The sequence below is a fragment of the Cryobacterium sp. M23 genome (genome assembly GCF_002929655.1).
GTDB classification, from domain to species: domain Bacteria; phylum Actinomycetota; class Actinomycetes; order Actinomycetales; family Microbacteriaceae; genus Cryobacterium; species Cryobacterium sandaracinum.
Window position 1 is genome coordinate 76,161 of the sequence record NZ_PJJV01000070.1, and the last position, 16,993, is coordinate 93,153.

The following is a 16,993-nucleotide window of genomic DNA, read 5'->3' on the forward strand; positions in this document are numbered from 1 at the left end:
GCGAGAGGTCGCCCCGCAAGCCGGATCTCGACGGCCACAGATTCAGCGCCAACTCGCGTAGGTTCCGAAGTCTTGGGGGAGTGGCGTTTGGGAACCCTCAGCGAACATAGAAGATCGGGAAGCTTGCGTTGCGACCGCCTCTCTCTGTTGCGCGCAAATCTGCGCGCAACAGAGATTCGATCGCGCGTTCTATCCGATCAGTTCGAGGACGGGACCCTCGTGCAACGCCCTGTAGATGTCGTCGCGAATGACGTTCGCTTCGGGGTCGGTTAGCGTCTTGGAGAGTGGCCGGAGTGTGAGGCGGACGAGTGCGTTCGCCTGATCTGGCCTCAGTTGGAGTCTGTCCTGTGCGCCGCGGGGGAGGTCCGCGTGCGTGGTGACGTTCAGGACTTCCACTGATTCGAGGTCGTCGATGCGATCACCCAAAGCTGCTCGGGCACGATCGCCCAAGGTCTCAGCGTCGGCATCCGAGTCAACGACGATCGAGATGTCGCGGCGGATCGGTGGCATGACCGAAACCGCCTGCCAGGGGGACAGGTTGAGCATTTGCTGTCCGATCCGCGGATCAGTTGCCCGCAGCAGCCGAATATCCGGGATGCCTTTTCTCAGCATCAACGCCCTGTCCAGTCCCATGCCCAGAGCAAGCCCGGACCAGGCGTCTGGGTCCAGGCCGGCGGCGATGAGGATGTGCGGTGCGATCAAGCCGCATTCGGCCAGCTCGAGCCACTCAGCATCGACCAACACATCGACCTGACAACCTTGGACTGTGTACGGATGCACGGCGGGAACGGCGCGCCACACGGCACCCGGCAGCACCGCCTCCACCAGAGTTCCGATCATCGACTGCAGGTCTGCGGCATTGAGCGTCGTGGTGGAATTTACCAGCCAGAGATCGACCTGGTGCGGGGCCCCCACGTGGGTGCGGTCGATGGCGTCGCGGCGATAGACCAGGCCGGGCAGCACGAGCAACCGGTCGCAGTCGGCCTGCCGCGGCAATGCGCGCAGCAGGGTGGGAATCGAGGCCGAGGTATGGCTTCGCAGCATCACCGTGGGGCTCACATAGCGCGAGTACCGCTGGTCTCTCGTGACGGATGCCGGGTCGAATCCGAGCTTGTCGTAGTTGTCGGCGACGGCCACGAGCGGGCTGTGCCGGATGGTTTCGGCCGGGATACCCCAGTGGCCGGCGAGAGAGGCAGCGACGTCGCCGAGCAGCGTTTGCATCGCGTGGTGACCCTGGTCTGGGTTGGAGAGGTCTCGAAGGTTGAGCGCGTCGGTGAGTTCCGTCGCGGAGAGATATGACGTCATGGTTTGGTCCTTTGATGAGATCGGAAAGGGGAAGCCGACCCCGACCGATCTGTCGCTGGACCTAAGCGCGTACGACTAAGCCCATGCGACCGGTAACCGGTCGGGGGCGAAGAAATCGCAGCGATACGTGCATGGGCTCAGCTTAGACACAAGCCCGCTGCGAGCATGCGGGTTTCTGAATGTCGCCTCTGAGTCGAGTTCCGGGGAGGGTTTGCCTCCGCACGTCCCTCGTGAACATCGCAGCGTTGTTGCCCACCGACACCTCACTCGAATTGTCACAGATGCTTGCAACTAATTCCGTGCACCCGTAACTTATTTATTACAGGGGGGGTGGTCGACGTGAATATCGAGCAATTGACGGCGACATTGCAGGCTGTCGGCAGCGTGCAACGGCTACACATCTTGGCGTCTCTAGCCGACGGGCCTCTGCACATGAGTGAACTGGCTCGCACAGTCCAGATGTCGCGTGCGCTTCTTTACATGCACGTGGCGAAGCTCGAAGCTGCTGGTTTCATCACGACCCAACTCGAGTTGTCAGCGTCGGGAACGGCGATGAAGTTTGTTCTTCTCCAGCCCTTCTCGCTCACCGTCGACATCGCCACGATTCTCGCGGCCTTCGAAGAGCCACGGGCCGATTCGGCATCCGACACAACTGAAAAGAAGGAATAGCGCCATGGACATTGACTGGATTCTGCTCATCCCGATCGTCGCGATCGTCGGCGGAGTTGTCTACTCGATCGTGAGTGACCGGAATCGGACCAAACGGGCGGTAGCTGAAGCCGCGACCCCGTCCGAGGAGCATCTGAACCTCCTTCGAGACGCAGCAGAGGGAAACCAGCGGCTTCTCGAACAGCTCGCGCGCATCGAAAACCGCATCGCCACGATCGAGAAAACACTGACGGAGATCCCCTAATGAGCGCTCCACGGGAATCCCTGGCCTCGACCGGCGAGGCGGCGCCTCGCGAAGTCGCATCCTCACGTGGATTCCTGCGCGGCGTGACGCTGATCAGCGGTGCCGCCGCGATCCTGGAATTCGCACTCCCTCTCTATCTGGGTGTAGTCCTGAACGCGACAGCCGCTCAAACCGGCCTCCTGGTCGCCACCGCCCTCGTCGCATCCGTGATCACTCGCTTCGTGGTCGGACTCCTGGTCGACCGCCACGCACCCGACACCATCGCCGCCGCAGGGGCCCTGCTCTACGCGGCAGCCTGTGCGGGGTACGCAACAGCGACACTCGCCTCGGCATTCTTCTTCGCCGCCCTGTCCGGCGTCGCCACTGCACTCATATGGGTATCCGTTTCCACTGTCGTGGGGCGCCGGCTCCGCCTGGAACCCGCGGGATTCGTCGATCTCTTCTCAGCCCAGCAGGCCGGGAACTGGGTCATCTTCACGCCGGCCATCTTCCTGCTCGCCTACACGGACTACACCGTACTGTTCTATGCGCTGGCAGCCTCGGCTCTGGTGGCCGCGGTCTACCTCACCAAACTGCCGGCGCCGCAAACCGGCTCTCTCACCAAGCAGACTGGGTATGCATCTAATCAGCTGCTCGCGCAGCTTCCCCTACTTACTGCCGTAGCCGCCATGGTGCTCGCCGAGTCGGGTGTTTCCTTGTTGCTGCTCCTGCAGCTTCAGCGACACTTCGACTTGGGAGCAGGCGGTGCCGCACTGGTGTTCCTCCCGGGAGCGATTGCCATGAGCGTTTTGCCCCGGTTCCTGAATCGAGCGGTCATCCGATTCGGACGCAATCGCATGCTCATCGTCGCCGGCGCCTCCAGCGGGCTCTTCGCTGTCCTGGTCCTGCAAGCGAGCAGTCCCGCGATGTTGGCGATCCTGTGGATCCTCGCGGCCATCGGCTGGGCAATCGTTGTGCCCCTCCAGCAGGCCGCGGCCACCGAGGGCTCCAACGACGCAACAATCGGTCGATCCCTCAGCAGAGTGCAAATCAGCAGTCTTCTCGGCGGGGCAGTAGGAGCTGTTACTGCCGGGTTTGTTTTCGAGTCGTCGAACCGAGAATTCTTGGTCCTTGTCTTTGCTGCCCTCAGCGTCATCGGGGCGGCCCTCACCGCCAGAACACTCGCCCGCAGAGAACCAGATGACGGCCGCGGTCGTGCATGATGGGCGAATGGTTCTCCTCGGCCCATTCGCAGTGAAGCCCACCCTCGCCGGCGGGGGCATCCTCCTGCGACCGTTCGAGCCGCGAGACATCGACGAGATGGGCAGCATCCTCGCGGACCCCGAAGTGCTCACACTCACGGGTAGCGTTCACACCTCCGCTGAGGCGCACGGACGAAGTGCAACACTCGACCAGGCAACACGTCATTGGTACGAGACCAGATCCGGGCAATCGGACCGGTTGGACCTCGCCATCATCGACCAGGCATCGACCACGTGTGTGGGTGAAGCGGTCCTGAACGAACTCAGCCTGGAGAATGACGGCTGCAGTTTTCGAATTCTCATCGGCCCTGCCGGACGCGATCGCGGCCTTGGCACCGCAGCGACGCGGTTAATCATCCAGCATGCATTCCGAACCACGAGTTTGCGTCGCATCGAGCTCGAGGTCTTCGCTTTCAATCCCCGCGCACAGCACGTCTACGAACGAGCAGGCTTCACTCTTGAAGGCAGGCGACGAGATGCTCATAAATTCGACGGCGAATACGTCGACGCCCTCACGATGTCGATCCTCCGGTCCGAAACCATCGGTCTCGACTAGACGTCACTGCAATCGAACCCCCGGTCAACTCGGCCCTCAGGATCAATTCGGTTAGGTGCCGTGACCTCGGGGAGTGCCCTTTGGGAACCCGTGACGGGCTGAATCTCAGCGTGGCTGATCCTGGCGTAGGAACGCATGCAGGATCTCAATCCAACGGTCGAACGCGTCCAGATGCGCGTCATGGGAGGCATCGGGGATCTCGATGAGCTGGGCTCGTTGGCCCCGGCCCACGAACTCTGCCTTGTCTTCCTTGCAAAAAATGCCAGCGCTGGCGTAGACGACAAGCGCCGGGGCCGAGACGCTCTCCCATTCCTTCCATCTCGGGACGGCAACCGCGTCGAGGGTTTGGACCATCACTTCTGGATCGAACCGAGGGTAGAGGCCGTCGTGTCGATGCTCCAAGTCGGCAATCCATGCTTGCTCGAGCGGCCCATTGCCCAAGTACTCGCGCGCGGCGGTCTTATCGACGAACGGGAGCGGCCACGATCGAAGATGGTCGCCCATCGCGGCGTTCTCGGCCGGGTTGCCTGACCCCGCTCCGCTTTCGAGTAAAACGAGGCGTTCCACGAGGTCCGGTCGAGCAGCGGCGACCATCATTGCCGTATGCGCGCCCATCGACTGACCCACTAGAGACACACCACCGTCGACCTCCACCTCAATGACTCGCACGACGTCGGCGACGAAGGCAGCGCGGGAGGTGTCTGCGGGAACGCGGGTACTGTACCCATGCCCACGTTGGTCGACGAGGAGCACCCGAAAATCGGAAAGCGATTCGGCAGTCGGAATGAATTCGGTGGCACTGCCAGCGAGTCCGTGAAGGATAACAACAGTCGACCCCACGCGACCCGAATCAAGATAGCTGATCGTGACACCCTCACTCTGAACGGAGCGTCGCAAGAAAGTCATCCTCCATGCTGGCATACCGCACTGCCGGCGCCGGCGCCGTTGCGATCCGATGTCTATCCAAGGGGAACAGTTATCGGGGCAACTCATCAGTCAGGTCGAAGTTCATTTGAACACGCCGGCCGTACCCAAGTCCTCGCTGTTGCTCCGCAACTAACAGATCTCGAAGAAAATCAGAATCGGGACCACGCTCGATAAAACCACAGCTCAAGTAGAAGGGGGCGTTCCATGGAACGTCCGCGAACGTTCGCAGGGTGACCCGTTTGCATCCGCGTAGTCTTGATTCGCTCTTGACTGCTTCGACGAGCGCACGCCCGTGCCCGCGGTGCGCCGCTGACGGCCTGACCGATAGCTGCTCGAGATGACCGCTGCCCAGGACTTCGAGGACGTGGGCAAACCCGATCGCATCCGATCCTGGACTGTCGCTGGCTACGAGGATGAAGCCATTCTGCGGTGATGGCTTCGAATAAGACGGAGCAGGCCGCCAGCTGTCTATCGAGAACACGGTCGCGAACAGCTCGTCAGCTTCATTCTCGATCGCTTCAAGAAGTTCCAGATCGTCGGCCCTCGCTTGTCGAACAAAAGTCTTCAACATGACTCCGAGATTAGCTTGACGAAGGGAACCCCTACCGAACAGGAATCAGCTCAGCACCTGCTTGAAGAGCGCTGGGTAGTCACCATCAGCTAGGTCCAGAGATATTGCCTCGTCCAAACTGAACCAACCGAAGGCATCGTGTTCATCCGGCGTGGCATTGATGATGTCACCGTCCCACTCCTCAACCCTCCAGACCTCCAGGAAGAGGCCAGCTTCTTGACGCGTAAATAGCGCGTTTCCGCCAGGTGGAGCGATCTCCACGCTCAACTCTTCTCGAAGCTCACGCACAAGAGCTTGGCGAACATTCTCGTCAGGTTCGAGATGACCTCCCGGGAGGTCCCACACATTGGGATACCAGGCCTTCGACGGTGATCGATGCACGAGAAACACCCGCCCCGCGCGTACGAGCAATCCGCACGACACATGATGCGTCAAGTGTTCATCCATGAGATGAGCCTACGGACAGCCCACCAGCTGGGGCGGCATGACCCACGCGCGGGTGCCGAACCCCTAAATGGGTTGGGCAACATAGGATCGTCGGCATGACCCGTGTCGTCTTCATGTGTGGCCCAGCCGGTTCAGGCAAGTCCACGGTTGCACGCGAGCTTGAGTCTGGCGGCATGGCGCGGCTGTCCTTCGACGAGGAAGCCTGGCGGCGGGGTATTCAATCCCAACCCTTGGCCGAGGAAGTCCGGCTCGAGATCGAAAGCCACCTGCGCCAGATACTTCTCGACCTTGTGATGAAACAGACCGATGTGGTGCTGGACTACTCCTTCTGGTCCCGAAGCATGCGCGAGGACTACCGCGCCATCCTCCGGCCGCTGGGAGTCGAGCCGGAGACGATCTATCTGGCCACTCCGCGAAAGGTGGTCCTGGCTCGTGTCCGCGCGCGGGCGGGGCAGGAGCCCAATGACGTCCAGCTACCTGATGAGCTGGCGGCCGCTTACTTCGATCACTTTGAGGTTCCCACCCCTGATGAGGGCCCCTTGACCGTGGTCGCATAGGCTCGGCGCTTCACCCGGATGCCAGGGGAGAAAGACCACCAGGCACCGGGCGGTCCTTCAAATCAACATCTCGGTTCACCGGTTTCGTGCGGCAAGCCACCGCATTGCCATGTCTCCCTGGAGCAGCTGCATCGGTCGAAGCTGAGGCAGACCCGGGACGTCAGGGCGGTGCCCATCGCGCCAGCATCGACCCGCCAGCCCGGCAAGCATCACGTTTACGCCGTGGTGGTCTGCGTCTGTCCAGGCAGAATGCCGTAGTACTGCCTCGGGGTCGAAGCCGTTTGCCGCGACATCTGGCGCCAGCCGGACCCAATCGGCCCAGCCCGGCGCTAGCCAGCGGTGGGTCCAGTCCACCAGCCAGAGTCGGCCTGAGGGTTCTCGAACCACATTGTCTCGACGAATGTCGCCATGTTGAAGAGCAGTGCCCGGCTCAAGTGCAGGAAACCAATCCGACTCTAACTCCGCGAGCATCTCCACGGACAAGCCATATGGCAAACGGAGGTCCGAGACATGCGCGACAGTGGTTGCACCAGGGCTATTGCTATCGAGCAGCGAATCCCACGTGCCCAAAAGCGGCGCGAACGCACCGGCATACGATTCCGTATCCGAGAGCGGGTTCGGGTCCAGACGCACCCGGAGGCGGTGCGAGAGGCCATTGAGCTGTTCGAGGTCTTCTTCACGCCAGTCCAGGATCGCCGTGCCGGGCACTACCTCGTAGACGGCAGCGCTCCAACCATCCGCGTCGAGTGTGGAAAGGAGCGGGGGCCCGAGATCGCCGATGACGCCGGCCAACTCGGCGCCGGCCTTCACGGCTTCGCCGTAGCCGTCGCCGAATGGACCGGCCTTCACGAATACCTGCGAACCGGACGTGGATGTGATCACGGACGCGACCGATTGGGTAAAACCATCGGTGGCCGGTTCTTCCCGAGCTATCTGGCCACCAAGGCTCGCGCTCACAAAGTCAATCACTGAGAGAGGTGCGACATGCAGCAAGCGCGGTCGGGCGAACGAACCTGTTCCAGTAGTCACAGGCCAACCGTATCGGAGGGCCACCCTCGCACCCTCCGGGTCGCGCCCTTCAAAGACGCCCGTATGAGGGACCCTCATGGGCACAGAGCCAAGCCCGTGTTGGCGTGAATGAGCTGTGCATGCGAGTGCGGAATTTGTGCAGCCGAGGACGGAAATCGACAACCATTGCACCGACTCCACCTTGGGGCCGCCGTATCGCGTAGACCCCGCCCGCACGGGATTCGCCTTCAGGTCCGCTTTTCGAGAACACAATTGCTTGAAAAGCGTACTGTGGTTATACTTTTCAAGTATGAGCGTTGTTGTTGAACCGATCCTTGAGGAACTGGCTGCCGGCCAGTGGGGTCTATTCACCACGGCTCAGGCGCGGGCGCGGGGTGTGAGTCGCGCCAATCTCTCGCATCGGGAACGAGATGGGCGGCTCGAGCGGCTCGCCCACGGCGTGTATCGGCTCGGGGGAGTGCCGGTCGCTCCTCTGGATGACCTGCGCGCTGCCTGGATGTCGACCGAACCCATAATGCTGGCGTGGGAGCGGGTGAGTACCCCGCGAGTTGTGGTGGGCGGGGCGGCCGCGGCAGCTGTTCATGAGTGCGGCGATATCAATCCAGTCCCGTACCGTCTGATCACCAGCGAGCGACGCCAAACGCAACGAACCGACATTGTCTACAGCCGGCGCCAGCTGGATTCCCGCGACGTTGTGGTCGTCGGGGGCCTCCCGGTGACGAGCATCGAACGCACGGTCGCCGACCTGGTCGACGAGATCGGCGACCTGTCCCTGGTCGGCGACGTGCTGGCCGACGCGACCCGGGGAGAACGAGCGGTCGACCTCGAACACCTCGGCCTTCTGCTGACCCCGTTCGCCGCACGATACGGCCACGCTCGAGGCGATGGCCCAGCTCTGCTGGAACAACTCCGCCGAAGCGCGGGAATCGACGATATCGCCGCAGCGCGTGCGCTCGTGCAGCGGCCGGCTATCGGCGCCGCCCTCGAGGGAATCGTCAGCCAGGCAGTGCGGGAACAGCTGAGGACCATCGTCGCCGGCCTACAGCCCCAGCTGGCGGGGAGCGTCGAGCTACGCGAACACATCGAGCGGATGCTCGCACCGGTACTCGTGGACCAGAGTCGCCTCGTGTCCGAAATCACGGACACCGTGCTCGCCCCATTACTTCAGCGCCAGCGTGAACAGATGGCACACATCACGAAATCCATCGCAGCGCAGATATCGAAATCGCTGCCAAACATCACCACTCCCACGATCGCCTTCCCAGCCCCAACCGGGAACTCGCCGGCTCCGACAGTCGGCGCCACAGAAAAGTTCAGCAGAAAAGGGAAAGAACAATGATCGTTAGCGACCCGTACCCAGATGGGCGTGCGGTGCTTTCCGCGATCAGGGAGAAGGCCCGCGCGGCGCACCGAAGCGGCGTCGGGTCCTCCGTCCAGAGCCTCATCGAACTGGCTGCCTTCGATCGCTTTCTCTGCCGGGTGTTCTCGCAGGACGGTTGCCCCTTCGCACTCAAAGGAGGCACGAGCATGCTTGCTCGGCTTCCCCAATCGCGGAGCACAACCGATGTGGACCTCGAGACGGCGGAGATGAGTATCGACGCCGCCATCGCCCAACTCGCCTCAGCCGCGAGCATCGACCTGGGCGATCATTTCGAGTTCCGATATGTCAGCCACCGCGACACCGGCGGCCCCAATCAGCCCGAGCTCCACGCCGCGGCCATCACATTCAGCGTCACCGTTCGAGGCGCCGGCACCCGCAACCCCCTCAGAGTCGACCTGGCCATCCACACGCGCACCCCTGCCGCACCCCTGAACATCCTTACTCCAGCATTCCGGCTCGACATGTCGCGCCTGGGACCGGCCGTGGCCTACCAGGCCATCGCGGTCGAAGACCAGATCGCCGACAAGGTGTGCGCGACCCTATCGACCTACGGCGGCCAGACCTCCACCCGAACAAAAGATCTCGTCGATCTGGCCATCCTCACAAAAACAATGCGAATCGATGCACGCCAACTCCGCATCAGCGTCCACACCGAAGCGCACCAGCGTGGCTTGCCGCCGTTTACTGCGCTCCACGTGCCACGCTCCATGACCGACGGATACCGCAAAGTTGCCAAGACCGTTCCTGTCTTGAGCGACGTCCTCGACCATGAAGCTGCGCTCTCCCTGGTCAACGCGATGCTGCTACCAGCCCTCAGCGCCGAAATCGAGGACGGCGCCTGGGACCCATCACAACAACAGTGGATCCGCCCGAGCTGACCGGTGCGAGACCCGCTACAGGGCCACGAACTTGCCCTCAGTAGGCGCGGCGGAATCCACCACAGGCAATACGCGAGTACCGTTACGAAACGGAGTCCCCCCACTCCAACGATTAGCCCCGGTACTCATGCTCGTCTGCCCCAGGCGATACATGCCGGGGCTTTTTCGTACTCCGGAGTTCAGCCACGCAATAAGAGGTAGGCAGCCGCTGGCAGGCCGGGCCTTCTTGAAGAGCAGAGAGGTTCACGCCTTCCCACGATCGGCACGAATGTAGGGGCGGCCAGACTCACAAGACTCACAAGACTCACAAGCTGCTCGCTCCAGAGCCCCTTTCGAGAGTGCGGTTCTTGATCGTGATCTGGTTGAGCAAAACGTTACGGGCCAATCGTTCTTCACAGCGGCCGTGGCGTACCAGTCGCGGGCTTCGATGCCGTCGAGCTTGTCGAGGCAGACCATGTTGTGGCCACCCGCCAATTTGCCAGCAGCCTGCTGAGAAATTGGCGTCTCTGCAGTCCAGGCGCCCGCGAACTTGCGCATGTATTGAAGGTTGCCCGGTGGGAACCTGGTCATGTGCGGGAATTCGATTCGCAGATCCCATACGCCCGTGCAGACGGGGGCCTCGGCGTCCGGTCAGGACGTGAGCACCGTCACGTCAAGCGCGGGCGTAGCGCGACGCGAGTTGGCGCAGGGTGGCTTCGATACCGGCGGCGTTCTTCCGAGGAACTCCGAGCAATTCGAAGACTTTGCCCTGCACGGCTGGGACGGTGCTGTAGTCGAACGTCTCAGTGACGCGCGTTGACGTGGGCGTGAGCGGCGTGAGTTCCCAGCGCCACCGGTGGCCCGCTGGGTGACGCCATTCCACAAGCCGACCGTCTTCGATGCGCGTGACCGTGCTGGTGATGCGATACCGGACGCCGAACTGCTTCATCGCTACCGAGAATTGTGCGCCCTGGCTGAGCCGCCGCGGCCCCGACACCGTGTCGCGGACGGTGCCTGAGCCGTCCAGCTCACCGTGACGGTGCGGATCAGCCACCAACGCGAAGACGTCGTCGGCCGAAGCCGGCACCTCGACAGTGCGCGCGACTCGGCGCGGTCCTTGCTCAACCTGTTCGACCGTCATGCTGCCCAGCTTAAGCCGCGGCTACGTAGGCCCGCGCCGCGGCCATGACCTCTCGGGAACGTCCCTCCGAAAGCGCTTCGGCCGGCGAAGCATCACCCAGTTCCGGGTTCATACCCATAAACCACGCCCTGGCAACGTCAGGCGAATGAACCGAACAGAGGATCTCGAGCACCTGAAATGTGTCTCTGAGGAGCTTTTCACTCGTCTGCGGCGGCCGTACCGTTGCGTGTGCCCAGCGAGCAAGCGTGCGGGCGTTCTTACCCACGATCACCCCAAGCAGCGCCTGGCCCAGCTGCGCCTGCAACTCCGCTGCGATCTCAGCAATACTCAGACCCACTGAGCGTTCATGAGCCGCGCGATCAGAACCAGAATGAGAACCATCCCCGGTTGACGTATTGACCATGAACCGAGACTACCAATTCGCGGGTGTTATGACAGGTGATATGTTGGGCAATATGACCGATAATGGTTATTATGTCAACAGGTAATGCACCTATTGCAAAATTTGCAGATTAGATCTCCCCCCTGATGTGCCTTCTTCGGAAATAACCCACCGAAAGAAGGGAGCCTAAGACAGATGCCGTTCGCTCGAAAAGGCAATGCGTGGTTGACGACCTGGATTGAGGCGCACGGCGGTAGCGTCACTTCCTGAACATTTCAACACGTAACGCGGGAGACCCTCGACGTGAGCGGGGTTCGGAGAAAGGGATGTTCCTACGTGTCAGGGCCAGTACCTCAGAGCAAGTCCGCCGTTTGACGCTCAGGACGGATGTTCGCTAGATTTATTTGCCGGCTAGAAGAGCGAAATATCCCGGAATCTGCTGCGAAAGGCCGGTGGATTTCATCGGGACCACTTCGATGTTCACCGGCCCGTCCGCGATCAACTGCCAGTCCGAATCCGAAAATGTGCTGTGCCGTTCCTGGGCGCCGAAACGCCCGGGGCGGGGCAGGTTTTCCAGGGCGCTCTGCAACTGCCGGGGTATGCTTCGCGGGGTGGCGCCCAGCTGCTGCAGGTAGGCGAGGCTGTTTCCTTGGAAGTTGGTTTCGGCGAGGAACACCCGGCCGCTGCGCCCGATGACGGTTCGCAGGTTGGCAGCTAAGCTGGACTGCTTGTCGGCTTTCAGGACGTGGAAGACTCCGCGGACAAAAACGTTGGCAGGCCCCATCCGCTCCAACAGGTGCTCTCCCGCTCCTACGCCCGCAGCATCCATGACCATGAAGTCGGCGTTCTGGACGCCTTCAGCTTCTCTCCTCGCCAACTCGACCGCGCCGGTTGAAACATCGATGCCGAGCACGCTTGGAAAAAGACCAGCAAGCCAGCGGGTGTAGGTTCCGTTGCCACACCCGACGTCAATCACCGGAAGAGCCGGATCAAAGTGGGCTACGACGGCGTCGGAGTACTGCGCATGCTCGGTCCGGGATCCGGAGTCCCACAGCACATCTCCGGAACGGCCGGTGGTGTGGATTCCGCGCCAGTACCCATCCCACGCGGCCGCCGGGTCTCTCGGTACCCGGGAAGTGAGGCGCACTACTGTTGGGACGAGCAGCATCTGTTCCCAAAGCTTTGACATTTCCTAACTCTACCGACGCTGCGCGAGACCCCGGAGCCGATCCAGTACCTCCGCGGGCGGCAGCGGGTAACCGTAGTAATAGCCTTGCCCGTAAAGGCAACCCATGGCCTGCAACTGGATCGCCTGCTCGGCGGTTTCGATGCCTTCCACGATCGCTTTCAGTCCCGCAGAGGAAATCAGCTGAAGAATGGCAGCAATGAATTTCAGCTGCTGCGGGTCCGAGCCCATGTCCTGAATCAGGGATTGGTCGACCTTCACCGCGTCCGCGGGAAGCGACCGGAGATAGCTGATGGACGAATAGCCGGTACCGAAGTCGTCAATTTGCAGCCCCACGCCCATGTCCCGCAGCCCGCTGAAGACCTGTTCTTCCGCCGTTCCCCTAGACATCAACACGGTCTCGGTGATCTCCAAAACCAAACGCCGCGGAGCCACGTGATGCCGGTCCAGCGTTTCCCTGATGTCCTCCAGCAGATCACTGCGAAGCAGTTCGGCTGCGGAAAGATTGATGTGCAGACGGAAGTCCGTCAGGTCAGGTGCGGTTTCGCTCCAGCGTCTCATCTGGGCGACTCCTTCATGCAGCACCCACCGCCCCAGCTCTAGGATCAGGCCGGTTTCTTCCGCGATGCGGATGAAGCTGTCCGGCATAATAATTCCGCGCACGGGATGATGCCACCGAAGGAGGGCTTCGATGCCTATGACCCTGCCGGAGGCCAATTCGACCACCGGCTGGTACCGCAGTGCCAGTTCGCCGCCGGCAACAGCGCTGCGCAGTTCGGCGGTTATGCGTGAGCGTTCCCGGACAGCGTCGAGCATATCGGGGTGGAAGAGCTGGACGTTGTTGCGACCCTGCTCCTTCGCCTGATACATGGCGATGTCAGCATCGCGCATCAGCGCCTCGGCCGGATACCCCGGCGTGCCGATGCAAACCCCGATGCTGGCCATTGCCCAGACCGTTTCGGTTCCGACACGCACGCTGTCCTGCAGTTGCTCGAATGCCCGGTGCGCAATTTGCAGGATCTCCTCTTCCGTGGCCTCGGTGATGACGATGGCAAATTCATCCCCACCCAGACGGGCCACTGTATCGGCGGCCCTGACGGCGGACCGGAGACGCTTGGCAACCTCGACCAGCACGGCGTCACCGGCACCATGGCCCAGAGTGTCATTTATGGCCTTGAAAGAATCCAGATCCAGCACCAGCACGGCCGGGGCTTTCCCGCTGTCCGCACTGGCCAGGATTGCCTCCTGGATCCGCTCGTTGAGCAGGGTCCTATTCGCAAGGCCTGTTAAGGCATCCGTCTTGGCCATCTGCTCCAGCTCAGCCTGCGCTCGCCCCAACATGGCCGTACGGTCGGCAACCCGCCGTTCCAGATCCGAGTAAATATGCTCAAGTTCCTCCGCGAGCAGGTTGACACCCGTGATGACAGCATCGATGTCATCCCTACGTTCCGAAGTTTTCATGCGTGTGTCCAGCTCACCGGCAGCCAACCGGACAATGCCCTCCACCAACTGCTGCAGGCGCGGGTCCTCAGCGGCCTTTCCCGAGGTCATATCGCCCAAAAGTGCAATCCACGACGGGAAGTCTGGCCCTTTGCAGACCCCGGCTGAAGAACTGGCAACTGCCCCGGGGTCGCCCTGAATCGATCTGTCACGCGCTGAATCCTGCGGTCACCAGCAACCTCCGATGTGGGCCCACTATCGATACTCCACCAAGAGGAGTACCCACCCGAAGGCGCCTGCCAGCCCGACGGGCGGTCAGTAACCCTGCCGGTTGGCCGGAACGTGTCGGGCACCGCCACCGCCGGTTCCCCGCTCAAAGGACAGACGCCCGGTGTGGCCCTCATCGCGGCAGGCAGCACTTCCCGGCGCTCATGCACGGGCACTAAGCCAGTCCAAGGCCTCGCTGCGCGATGTAAAAAAACGAGTCGGACAAGGCGGGACGTGCACACCGAGGAAGAAGTTCGCCAGGACCCGATCTACAGGCGATTCGCCTAATAGAGCAATGCGTGAGGCGCTGCAGGGAATGGACCAAACAGCCCTGGCCTCACGGCTAACCGAACCGACCGCTGCCATATCGACGAGCATGGGATGCTCTTCCTGCTGGCAGACCTCGTTGACTTTCGCCATCGCGGCCCGAGCGTCCTCGACCTGAACGTGGACCCCGGGCAGCCAGCGCAGATGGAGAAGCCCGCTATCACTCATTTCAATGCTGAGCTTTGCCTCGTTTGCAGCGACCGGATCCACCACCACGTGTCCTCCCCCGAGCACGCCGCCGAACCATTCAGCCGCTCCTCAAAGGTACTCGGGTTCATCGATTTCTCCCGTCACGAGGACGGTGGGTTGCAGGCTGAGAGCGGTTCTTGCCTCTGCAGGCACGGAGGATGCAATGTATTAGCGCGAGTATCCAAATGCCGGGTCCAATACCGATCAGGTATGCAGGTTACTGATCTCACAGCGGCCATGAACGAATTACGACTGAGCGACCTCTCACGGGACATCCGGAGCTCCTACACGGCAAAAAGCTGGGGCCTGTCTCCCGACGTAACTGTGGGCGGAGTGGCCCCGGGCTGCTCCCCAAGGTTCGCTTTTGTTTATGCGAAGACCCGTTTCGAAGCTGGACTGGGAGCCAGTCGATTGCTGAGCGGATCCGCATTACCGACGACTCCTCCGGTGCCGGCGTTTTGAGCGAATCCCAGATACAGCGACTCGATCAAGGCTTCCAACAGCTCAATGCCGGCTCCCTCATGCAGCGTATCTGGATCCAGGCCGCGAGGAACGACGTACCCATCTCATCCTCCGACCGGGAGGACATCGCCCGAATGCGGGCAGTGAGAAACGCCGCGATCCATGGCCGCGATCTGCGGCCCCCGTCTCGGGACGAATTGGCCCATGCGGTGAGCGTCGTTGCGCGGCACTTGGTTCATGCGGCGTATTCGCGACCCAGACACCTCGACCGATACGGAAGGCCCGCACGTTGGGACTAGCTTCGCCTGATGGTGGGCGAGTTCCTGTCTCGTATCTCTAGGGATACAAGACGTCTCACGGCCGTGATCTGCGCTTCCTAAAATTTGTGAGTCGCATCGATAAATGGCGTTGTTTCGGCAGCGATCAGTGGCCGATGAGGAGGGCTTCGCGGGCGGCGTCTACGATCTCGGGCGTGAGGGATTGGAGCCGTTGACGGTCTGGACGCGATCGATCTGGGTGAGAAGCCGGTCGATGAGTCGGAAATCAACCCCCGCAGAATCGCCTAGCCGGAACTGGCGGGGCGCCCGGTGGACGCCCCGCCGGTTCGCCAGCACCAAGGACTCTGAAACGGTCAGTTCTTTCCTGCATCCGGACCTGACCTTCTAGTCCCTCCGGATTCACCGTTCGCGGCCGTCGTCACGGGTGTGCCCGTCCTCGGGCCGTGTTGCCTGCTCGCCGCGGTTGGCCTGTCGGGCCTTCACCGTGAGGCCGGCGGTGCGCTGCGCTTCCCGCTGCCGGTCGGCCGTGACCCGGTTCGCGGCACGCATCGCCTCGAGCGCAGTGACCGGCTTCTGCCGGCCCGCCTCGAGAACGTTCGTCGGGGTGCTCTGAGCCTGCGTGTTCTGCAGTGCGGCTACACGCGCCGCGAGCTCCGCACCAACGTCGCGCTCCAGGTACGCCTCGGGGATGGCCTGTGTTTGGGCCGGGTCGACGTTGTACCGGTCGCGGAACACGTCGACTTCGGCGGCGAGGCGCACCCATTCCTGCCGGCGGGCGCTTTCATCCGGTACGTCGCCGAGCTGCTGCGCCCAGTCGGGCTTCTCGGCGGCGATCGCCGTGCCGCGTTCCTCGAGGCGCACAGCGAGGTACTCGTACCGTTCGGCCAAGTGGTCTCGCCAGGCGGGGTCGGTTCCGGCGGCGTCGAGTACCCGGCGATCGGCGATCCACGCCGGCACCGCCGGACGCTCCCCCACTGCCGGTTCCTGGCCGGCGGGGGTCGTTTCGATGCGTCGTTCCATCCGGTGGGAGAGGACGGCGCCGACGTCGTCGGCGGTGCCGCGTTCTCGTTCGTTCCACGATTCCCGCAGCACACTTGCCGGGTCAAGGCCCTGGGTTTCGGCGCGGGCGAGGGCTGCGGTGACGGCTCCCCAACTCTCGGAACTGGTGAGGGTCCGAGCGTCGGTCTCGTCGAGGGTGTGGCCGACGAGTTGGGTGAAGCGGACGGTGTTGGCGCGTTCGGCGACGTCGCCATATTGGTCGATGAGGGTGACCAGGTCGTCGACTCGGGCTTGTTCGGTGCGGATGGTTTCGGTGGCGGAGAGCGTCCCGTCGCTGTGGCCGGCGATGGTGGCCAGGACGTCGCTCATGGGTTGGGCATCTTCGGTCTCGACGTAAAGGTGGTTGGCTTCCTTTCCACGGGTCAACCCGACGTAGACGAGTTCGCGGGAGGTGGATGAGTCGGCGAGGACGTGGGCGGTGTCCGCGGTCATGCCCTGCGCCCGGTGAATGGTCGACGCGTAGCCGAGCTCGACGTTG

Annotated in this window: 19 protein-coding genes; 7 read left to right on the plus strand and 12 right to left on the minus strand. The window is 62.4% G+C overall.

Going from position 1 to position 16,993, the window contains the following annotated elements; genetic code table 11:
• Nucleotides 1–189: 189 nt before the first annotated feature.
• Nucleotides 190–1,305 carry a hypothetical protein gene (locus tag CXY82_RS09055; RefSeq protein WP_104170632.1) on the minus strand — a complete coding sequence of 372 codons (1,116 nt, stop codon included), beginning with the start codon at nucleotides 1,303–1,305 and terminating at the stop codon, nucleotides 190–192.
• A 330-nt stretch (nucleotides 1,306–1,635) separates the two neighbouring features.
• On the opposite strand from CXY82_RS09055, the gene CXY82_RS09060 reads away from it, so the two are divergent.
• Genes CXY82_RS09060 through CXY82_RS09075 form a run of 4 tightly spaced genes read left to right on the plus strand, consistent with a single transcriptional unit; the run spans nucleotide 1,636 to nucleotide 4,015 of the window.
• Entirely contained in the window at nucleotides 1,636–1,974 is a 339-nt protein-coding gene (locus tag CXY82_RS09060; protein ID WP_199180921.1) for a winged helix-turn-helix domain-containing protein, read from the plus strand.
• A gap of 4 nt (nucleotides 1,975–1,978) precedes the next feature.
• Nucleotides 1,979–2,218 (plus strand): hypothetical protein, encoded by a 240-nt coding sequence (locus CXY82_RS09065; protein WP_104170633.1) that lies wholly within the window; start codon nucleotides 1,979–1,981, stop codon nucleotides 2,216–2,218.
• Nucleotides 2,218–3,420 (plus strand): MFS transporter, encoded by a 1,203-nt coding sequence (locus CXY82_RS09070; protein WP_104170634.1) that lies wholly within the window; start codon nucleotides 2,218–2,220, stop codon nucleotides 3,418–3,420. The genes CXY82_RS09065 and CXY82_RS09070 overlap by 1 nt, the downstream gene beginning before the upstream one ends.
• 7 nt (nucleotides 3,421–3,427) lie before the next feature.
• Nucleotides 3,428–4,015: a GNAT family N-acetyltransferase gene (locus CXY82_RS09075; RefSeq protein WP_104170635.1), complete on the plus strand. Its 588-nt coding sequence runs from the start codon at nucleotides 3,428–3,430 to the stop codon at nucleotides 4,013–4,015.
• Nucleotides 4,016–4,120: 105 nt separating this feature from the next.
• Here the strand turns inward: CXY82_RS09075 and CXY82_RS09080 are convergent, their stop codons facing one another.
• Genes CXY82_RS09080 through CXY82_RS09090 form a run of 3 tightly spaced genes read right to left on the minus strand, consistent with a single transcriptional unit; the run spans nucleotide 4,121 to nucleotide 5,960 of the window.
• Nucleotides 4,121–4,936, minus strand: coding sequence for an alpha/beta fold hydrolase (locus CXY82_RS09080; RefSeq protein WP_370443694.1), 816 nt, complete (start codon nucleotides 4,934–4,936; stop codon nucleotides 4,121–4,123).
• A gap of 55 nt (nucleotides 4,937–4,991) precedes the next feature.
• Nucleotides 4,992–5,513 (minus strand): GNAT family N-acetyltransferase, encoded by a 522-nt coding sequence (locus tag CXY82_RS09085; protein ID WP_104170637.1) that lies wholly within the window; start codon nucleotides 5,511–5,513, stop codon nucleotides 4,992–4,994.
• 45 nt (nucleotides 5,514–5,558) lie between these two features.
• On the minus strand, nucleotides 5,559–5,960 hold the full coding sequence (locus tag CXY82_RS09090) for an NUDIX domain-containing protein (protein ID WP_104170638.1): 402 nt from the start codon (nucleotides 5,958–5,960) through the stop codon (nucleotides 5,559–5,561).
• A 95-nt stretch (nucleotides 5,961–6,055) separates the two neighbouring features.
• Here CXY82_RS09090 and CXY82_RS09095 point away from each other — a divergent pair, with 95 nt between their 5' ends.
• Entirely contained in the window at nucleotides 6,056–6,517 is a 462-nt protein-coding gene (locus CXY82_RS09095; RefSeq protein WP_199180922.1) for an ATP-binding protein, read from the plus strand.
• A 75-nt stretch (nucleotides 6,518–6,592) separates the two neighbouring features.
• Here CXY82_RS09095 and CXY82_RS09100 read toward each other — a convergent pair whose 3' ends face one another.
• Nucleotides 6,593–7,486: a hypothetical protein gene (locus CXY82_RS09100; protein ID WP_199180923.1), complete on the minus strand. Its 894-nt coding sequence runs from the start codon at nucleotides 7,484–7,486 to the stop codon at nucleotides 6,593–6,595.
• A 349-nt stretch (nucleotides 7,487–7,835) separates the two neighbouring features.
• Here CXY82_RS09100 and CXY82_RS09105 point away from each other — a divergent pair, with 349 nt between their 5' ends.
• Both CXY82_RS09105 and CXY82_RS09110 read left to right on the plus strand, forming a co-directional pair.
• Nucleotides 7,836–8,885, plus strand: coding sequence for a type IV toxin-antitoxin system AbiEi family antitoxin domain-containing protein (locus CXY82_RS09105; RefSeq protein WP_104170640.1), 1,050 nt, complete (start codon nucleotides 7,836–7,838; stop codon nucleotides 8,883–8,885).
• Entirely contained in the window at nucleotides 8,882–9,805 is a 924-nt protein-coding gene (locus CXY82_RS09110; RefSeq protein ID WP_104170641.1) for a nucleotidyl transferase AbiEii/AbiGii toxin family protein, read from the plus strand. The genes CXY82_RS09105 and CXY82_RS09110 overlap by 4 nt, the downstream gene beginning before the upstream one ends.
• Nucleotides 9,806–10,048: 243 nt before the next feature.
• Here CXY82_RS09110 and CXY82_RS09115 read toward each other — a convergent pair whose 3' ends face one another.
• The 7 genes from CXY82_RS09115 to CXY82_RS09145 all read right to left on the minus strand — a co-directional run.
• Nucleotides 10,049–10,396: a DUF1016 N-terminal domain-containing protein gene (locus CXY82_RS09115; RefSeq protein ID WP_370443695.1), complete on the minus strand. Its 348-nt coding sequence runs from the start codon at nucleotides 10,394–10,396 to the stop codon at nucleotides 10,049–10,051.
• A gap of 61 nt (nucleotides 10,397–10,457) precedes the next feature.
• Entirely contained in the window at nucleotides 10,458–10,925 is a 468-nt protein-coding gene (locus tag CXY82_RS09120) for an SRPBCC family protein (protein WP_199180924.1), read from the minus strand.
• A gap of 10 nt (nucleotides 10,926–10,935) precedes the next feature.
• On the minus strand, nucleotides 10,936–11,328 hold the full coding sequence (locus CXY82_RS09125) for a hypothetical protein (RefSeq protein ID WP_146069093.1): 393 nt from the start codon (nucleotides 11,326–11,328) through the stop codon (nucleotides 10,936–10,938).
• Nucleotides 11,329–11,707: 379 nt separating this feature from the next.
• Complete coding sequence (locus CXY82_RS09130; RefSeq protein ID WP_104170644.1) at nucleotides 11,708–12,496, minus strand: class I SAM-dependent methyltransferase; 789 nt, start codon at nucleotides 12,494–12,496, stop codon at nucleotides 11,708–11,710.
• Between the two features lie 9 nt (nucleotides 12,497–12,505).
• Nucleotides 12,506–14,044: a bifunctional diguanylate cyclase/phosphodiesterase gene (locus tag CXY82_RS09135; protein ID WP_104170645.1), complete on the minus strand. Its 1,539-nt coding sequence runs from the start codon at nucleotides 14,042–14,044 to the stop codon at nucleotides 12,506–12,508.
• Nucleotides 14,045–14,362: 318 nt separating this feature from the next.
• Nucleotides 14,363–14,743 (minus strand): STAS/SEC14 domain-containing protein, encoded by a 381-nt coding sequence (locus CXY82_RS09140; RefSeq protein ID WP_369827978.1) that lies wholly within the window; start codon nucleotides 14,741–14,743, stop codon nucleotides 14,363–14,365.
• 1,112 nt (nucleotides 14,744–15,855) lie between these two features.
• Nucleotides 15,856–16,993: helicase C-terminal domain-containing protein (locus tag CXY82_RS09145; RefSeq protein ID WP_158252157.1), on the minus strand; the 1,138-nt coding region annotated here is incomplete at its 5' end.

What these genes read in the sequence shown, in the direction of transcription:
- CXY82_RS09055 (WP_104170632.1), bottom strand. Translation starts at nt 1,305, where the DNA reads ATGACGTCATATCTCTCCGCGACGGAACTCACCGACGCGCTCAACCTT.
- CXY82_RS09065 (WP_104170633.1), top strand. Translation starts at nt 1,979, where the DNA reads ATGGACATTGACTGGATTCTGCTCATCCCGATCGTCGCGATCGTCGGC.
- CXY82_RS09070 (WP_104170634.1), top strand. Translation starts at nt 2,218, where the DNA reads ATGAGCGCTCCACGGGAATCCCTGGCCTCGACCGGCGAGGCGGCGCCT.
- CXY82_RS09075 (WP_104170635.1), top strand. Translation starts at nt 3,428, where the DNA reads ATGGTTCTCCTCGGCCCATTCGCAGTGAAGCCCACCCTCGCCGGCGGG.
- CXY82_RS09080 (WP_370443694.1), bottom strand. Translation starts at nt 4,936, where the DNA reads ATGCCAGCATGGAGGATGACTTTCTTGCGACGCTCCGTTCAGAGTGAG.
- CXY82_RS09085 (WP_104170637.1), bottom strand. Translation starts at nt 5,513, where the DNA reads ATGTTGAAGACTTTTGTTCGACAAGCGAGGGCCGACGATCTGGAACTT.
- CXY82_RS09090 (WP_104170638.1), bottom strand. Translation starts at nt 5,960, where the DNA reads ATGGATGAACACTTGACGCATCATGTGTCGTGCGGATTGCTCGTACGC.
- CXY82_RS09095 (WP_199180922.1), top strand. Translation starts at nt 6,056, where the DNA reads ATGACCCGTGTCGTCTTCATGTGTGGCCCAGCCGGTTCAGGCAAGTCC.
- CXY82_RS09105 (WP_104170640.1), top strand. Translation starts at nt 7,836, where the DNA reads ATGAGCGTTGTTGTTGAACCGATCCTTGAGGAACTGGCTGCCGGCCAG.
- CXY82_RS09110 (WP_104170641.1), top strand. Translation starts at nt 8,882, where the DNA reads ATGATCGTTAGCGACCCGTACCCAGATGGGCGTGCGGTGCTTTCCGCG.
- CXY82_RS09120 (WP_199180924.1), bottom strand. Translation starts at nt 10,925, where the DNA reads ATGACGGTCGAACAGGTTGAGCAAGGACCGCGCCGAGTCGCGCGCACT.
- CXY82_RS09125 (WP_146069093.1), bottom strand. Translation starts at nt 11,328, where the DNA reads ATGGTCAATACGTCAACCGGGGATGGTTCTCATTCTGGTTCTGATCGC.
- CXY82_RS09130 (WP_104170644.1), bottom strand. Translation starts at nt 12,496, where the DNA reads ATGTCAAAGCTTTGGGAACAGATGCTGCTCGTCCCAACAGTAGTGCGC.
- CXY82_RS09135 (WP_104170645.1), bottom strand. Translation starts at nt 14,044, where the DNA reads ATGACCTCGGGAAAGGCCGCTGAGGACCCGCGCCTGCAGCAGTTGGTG.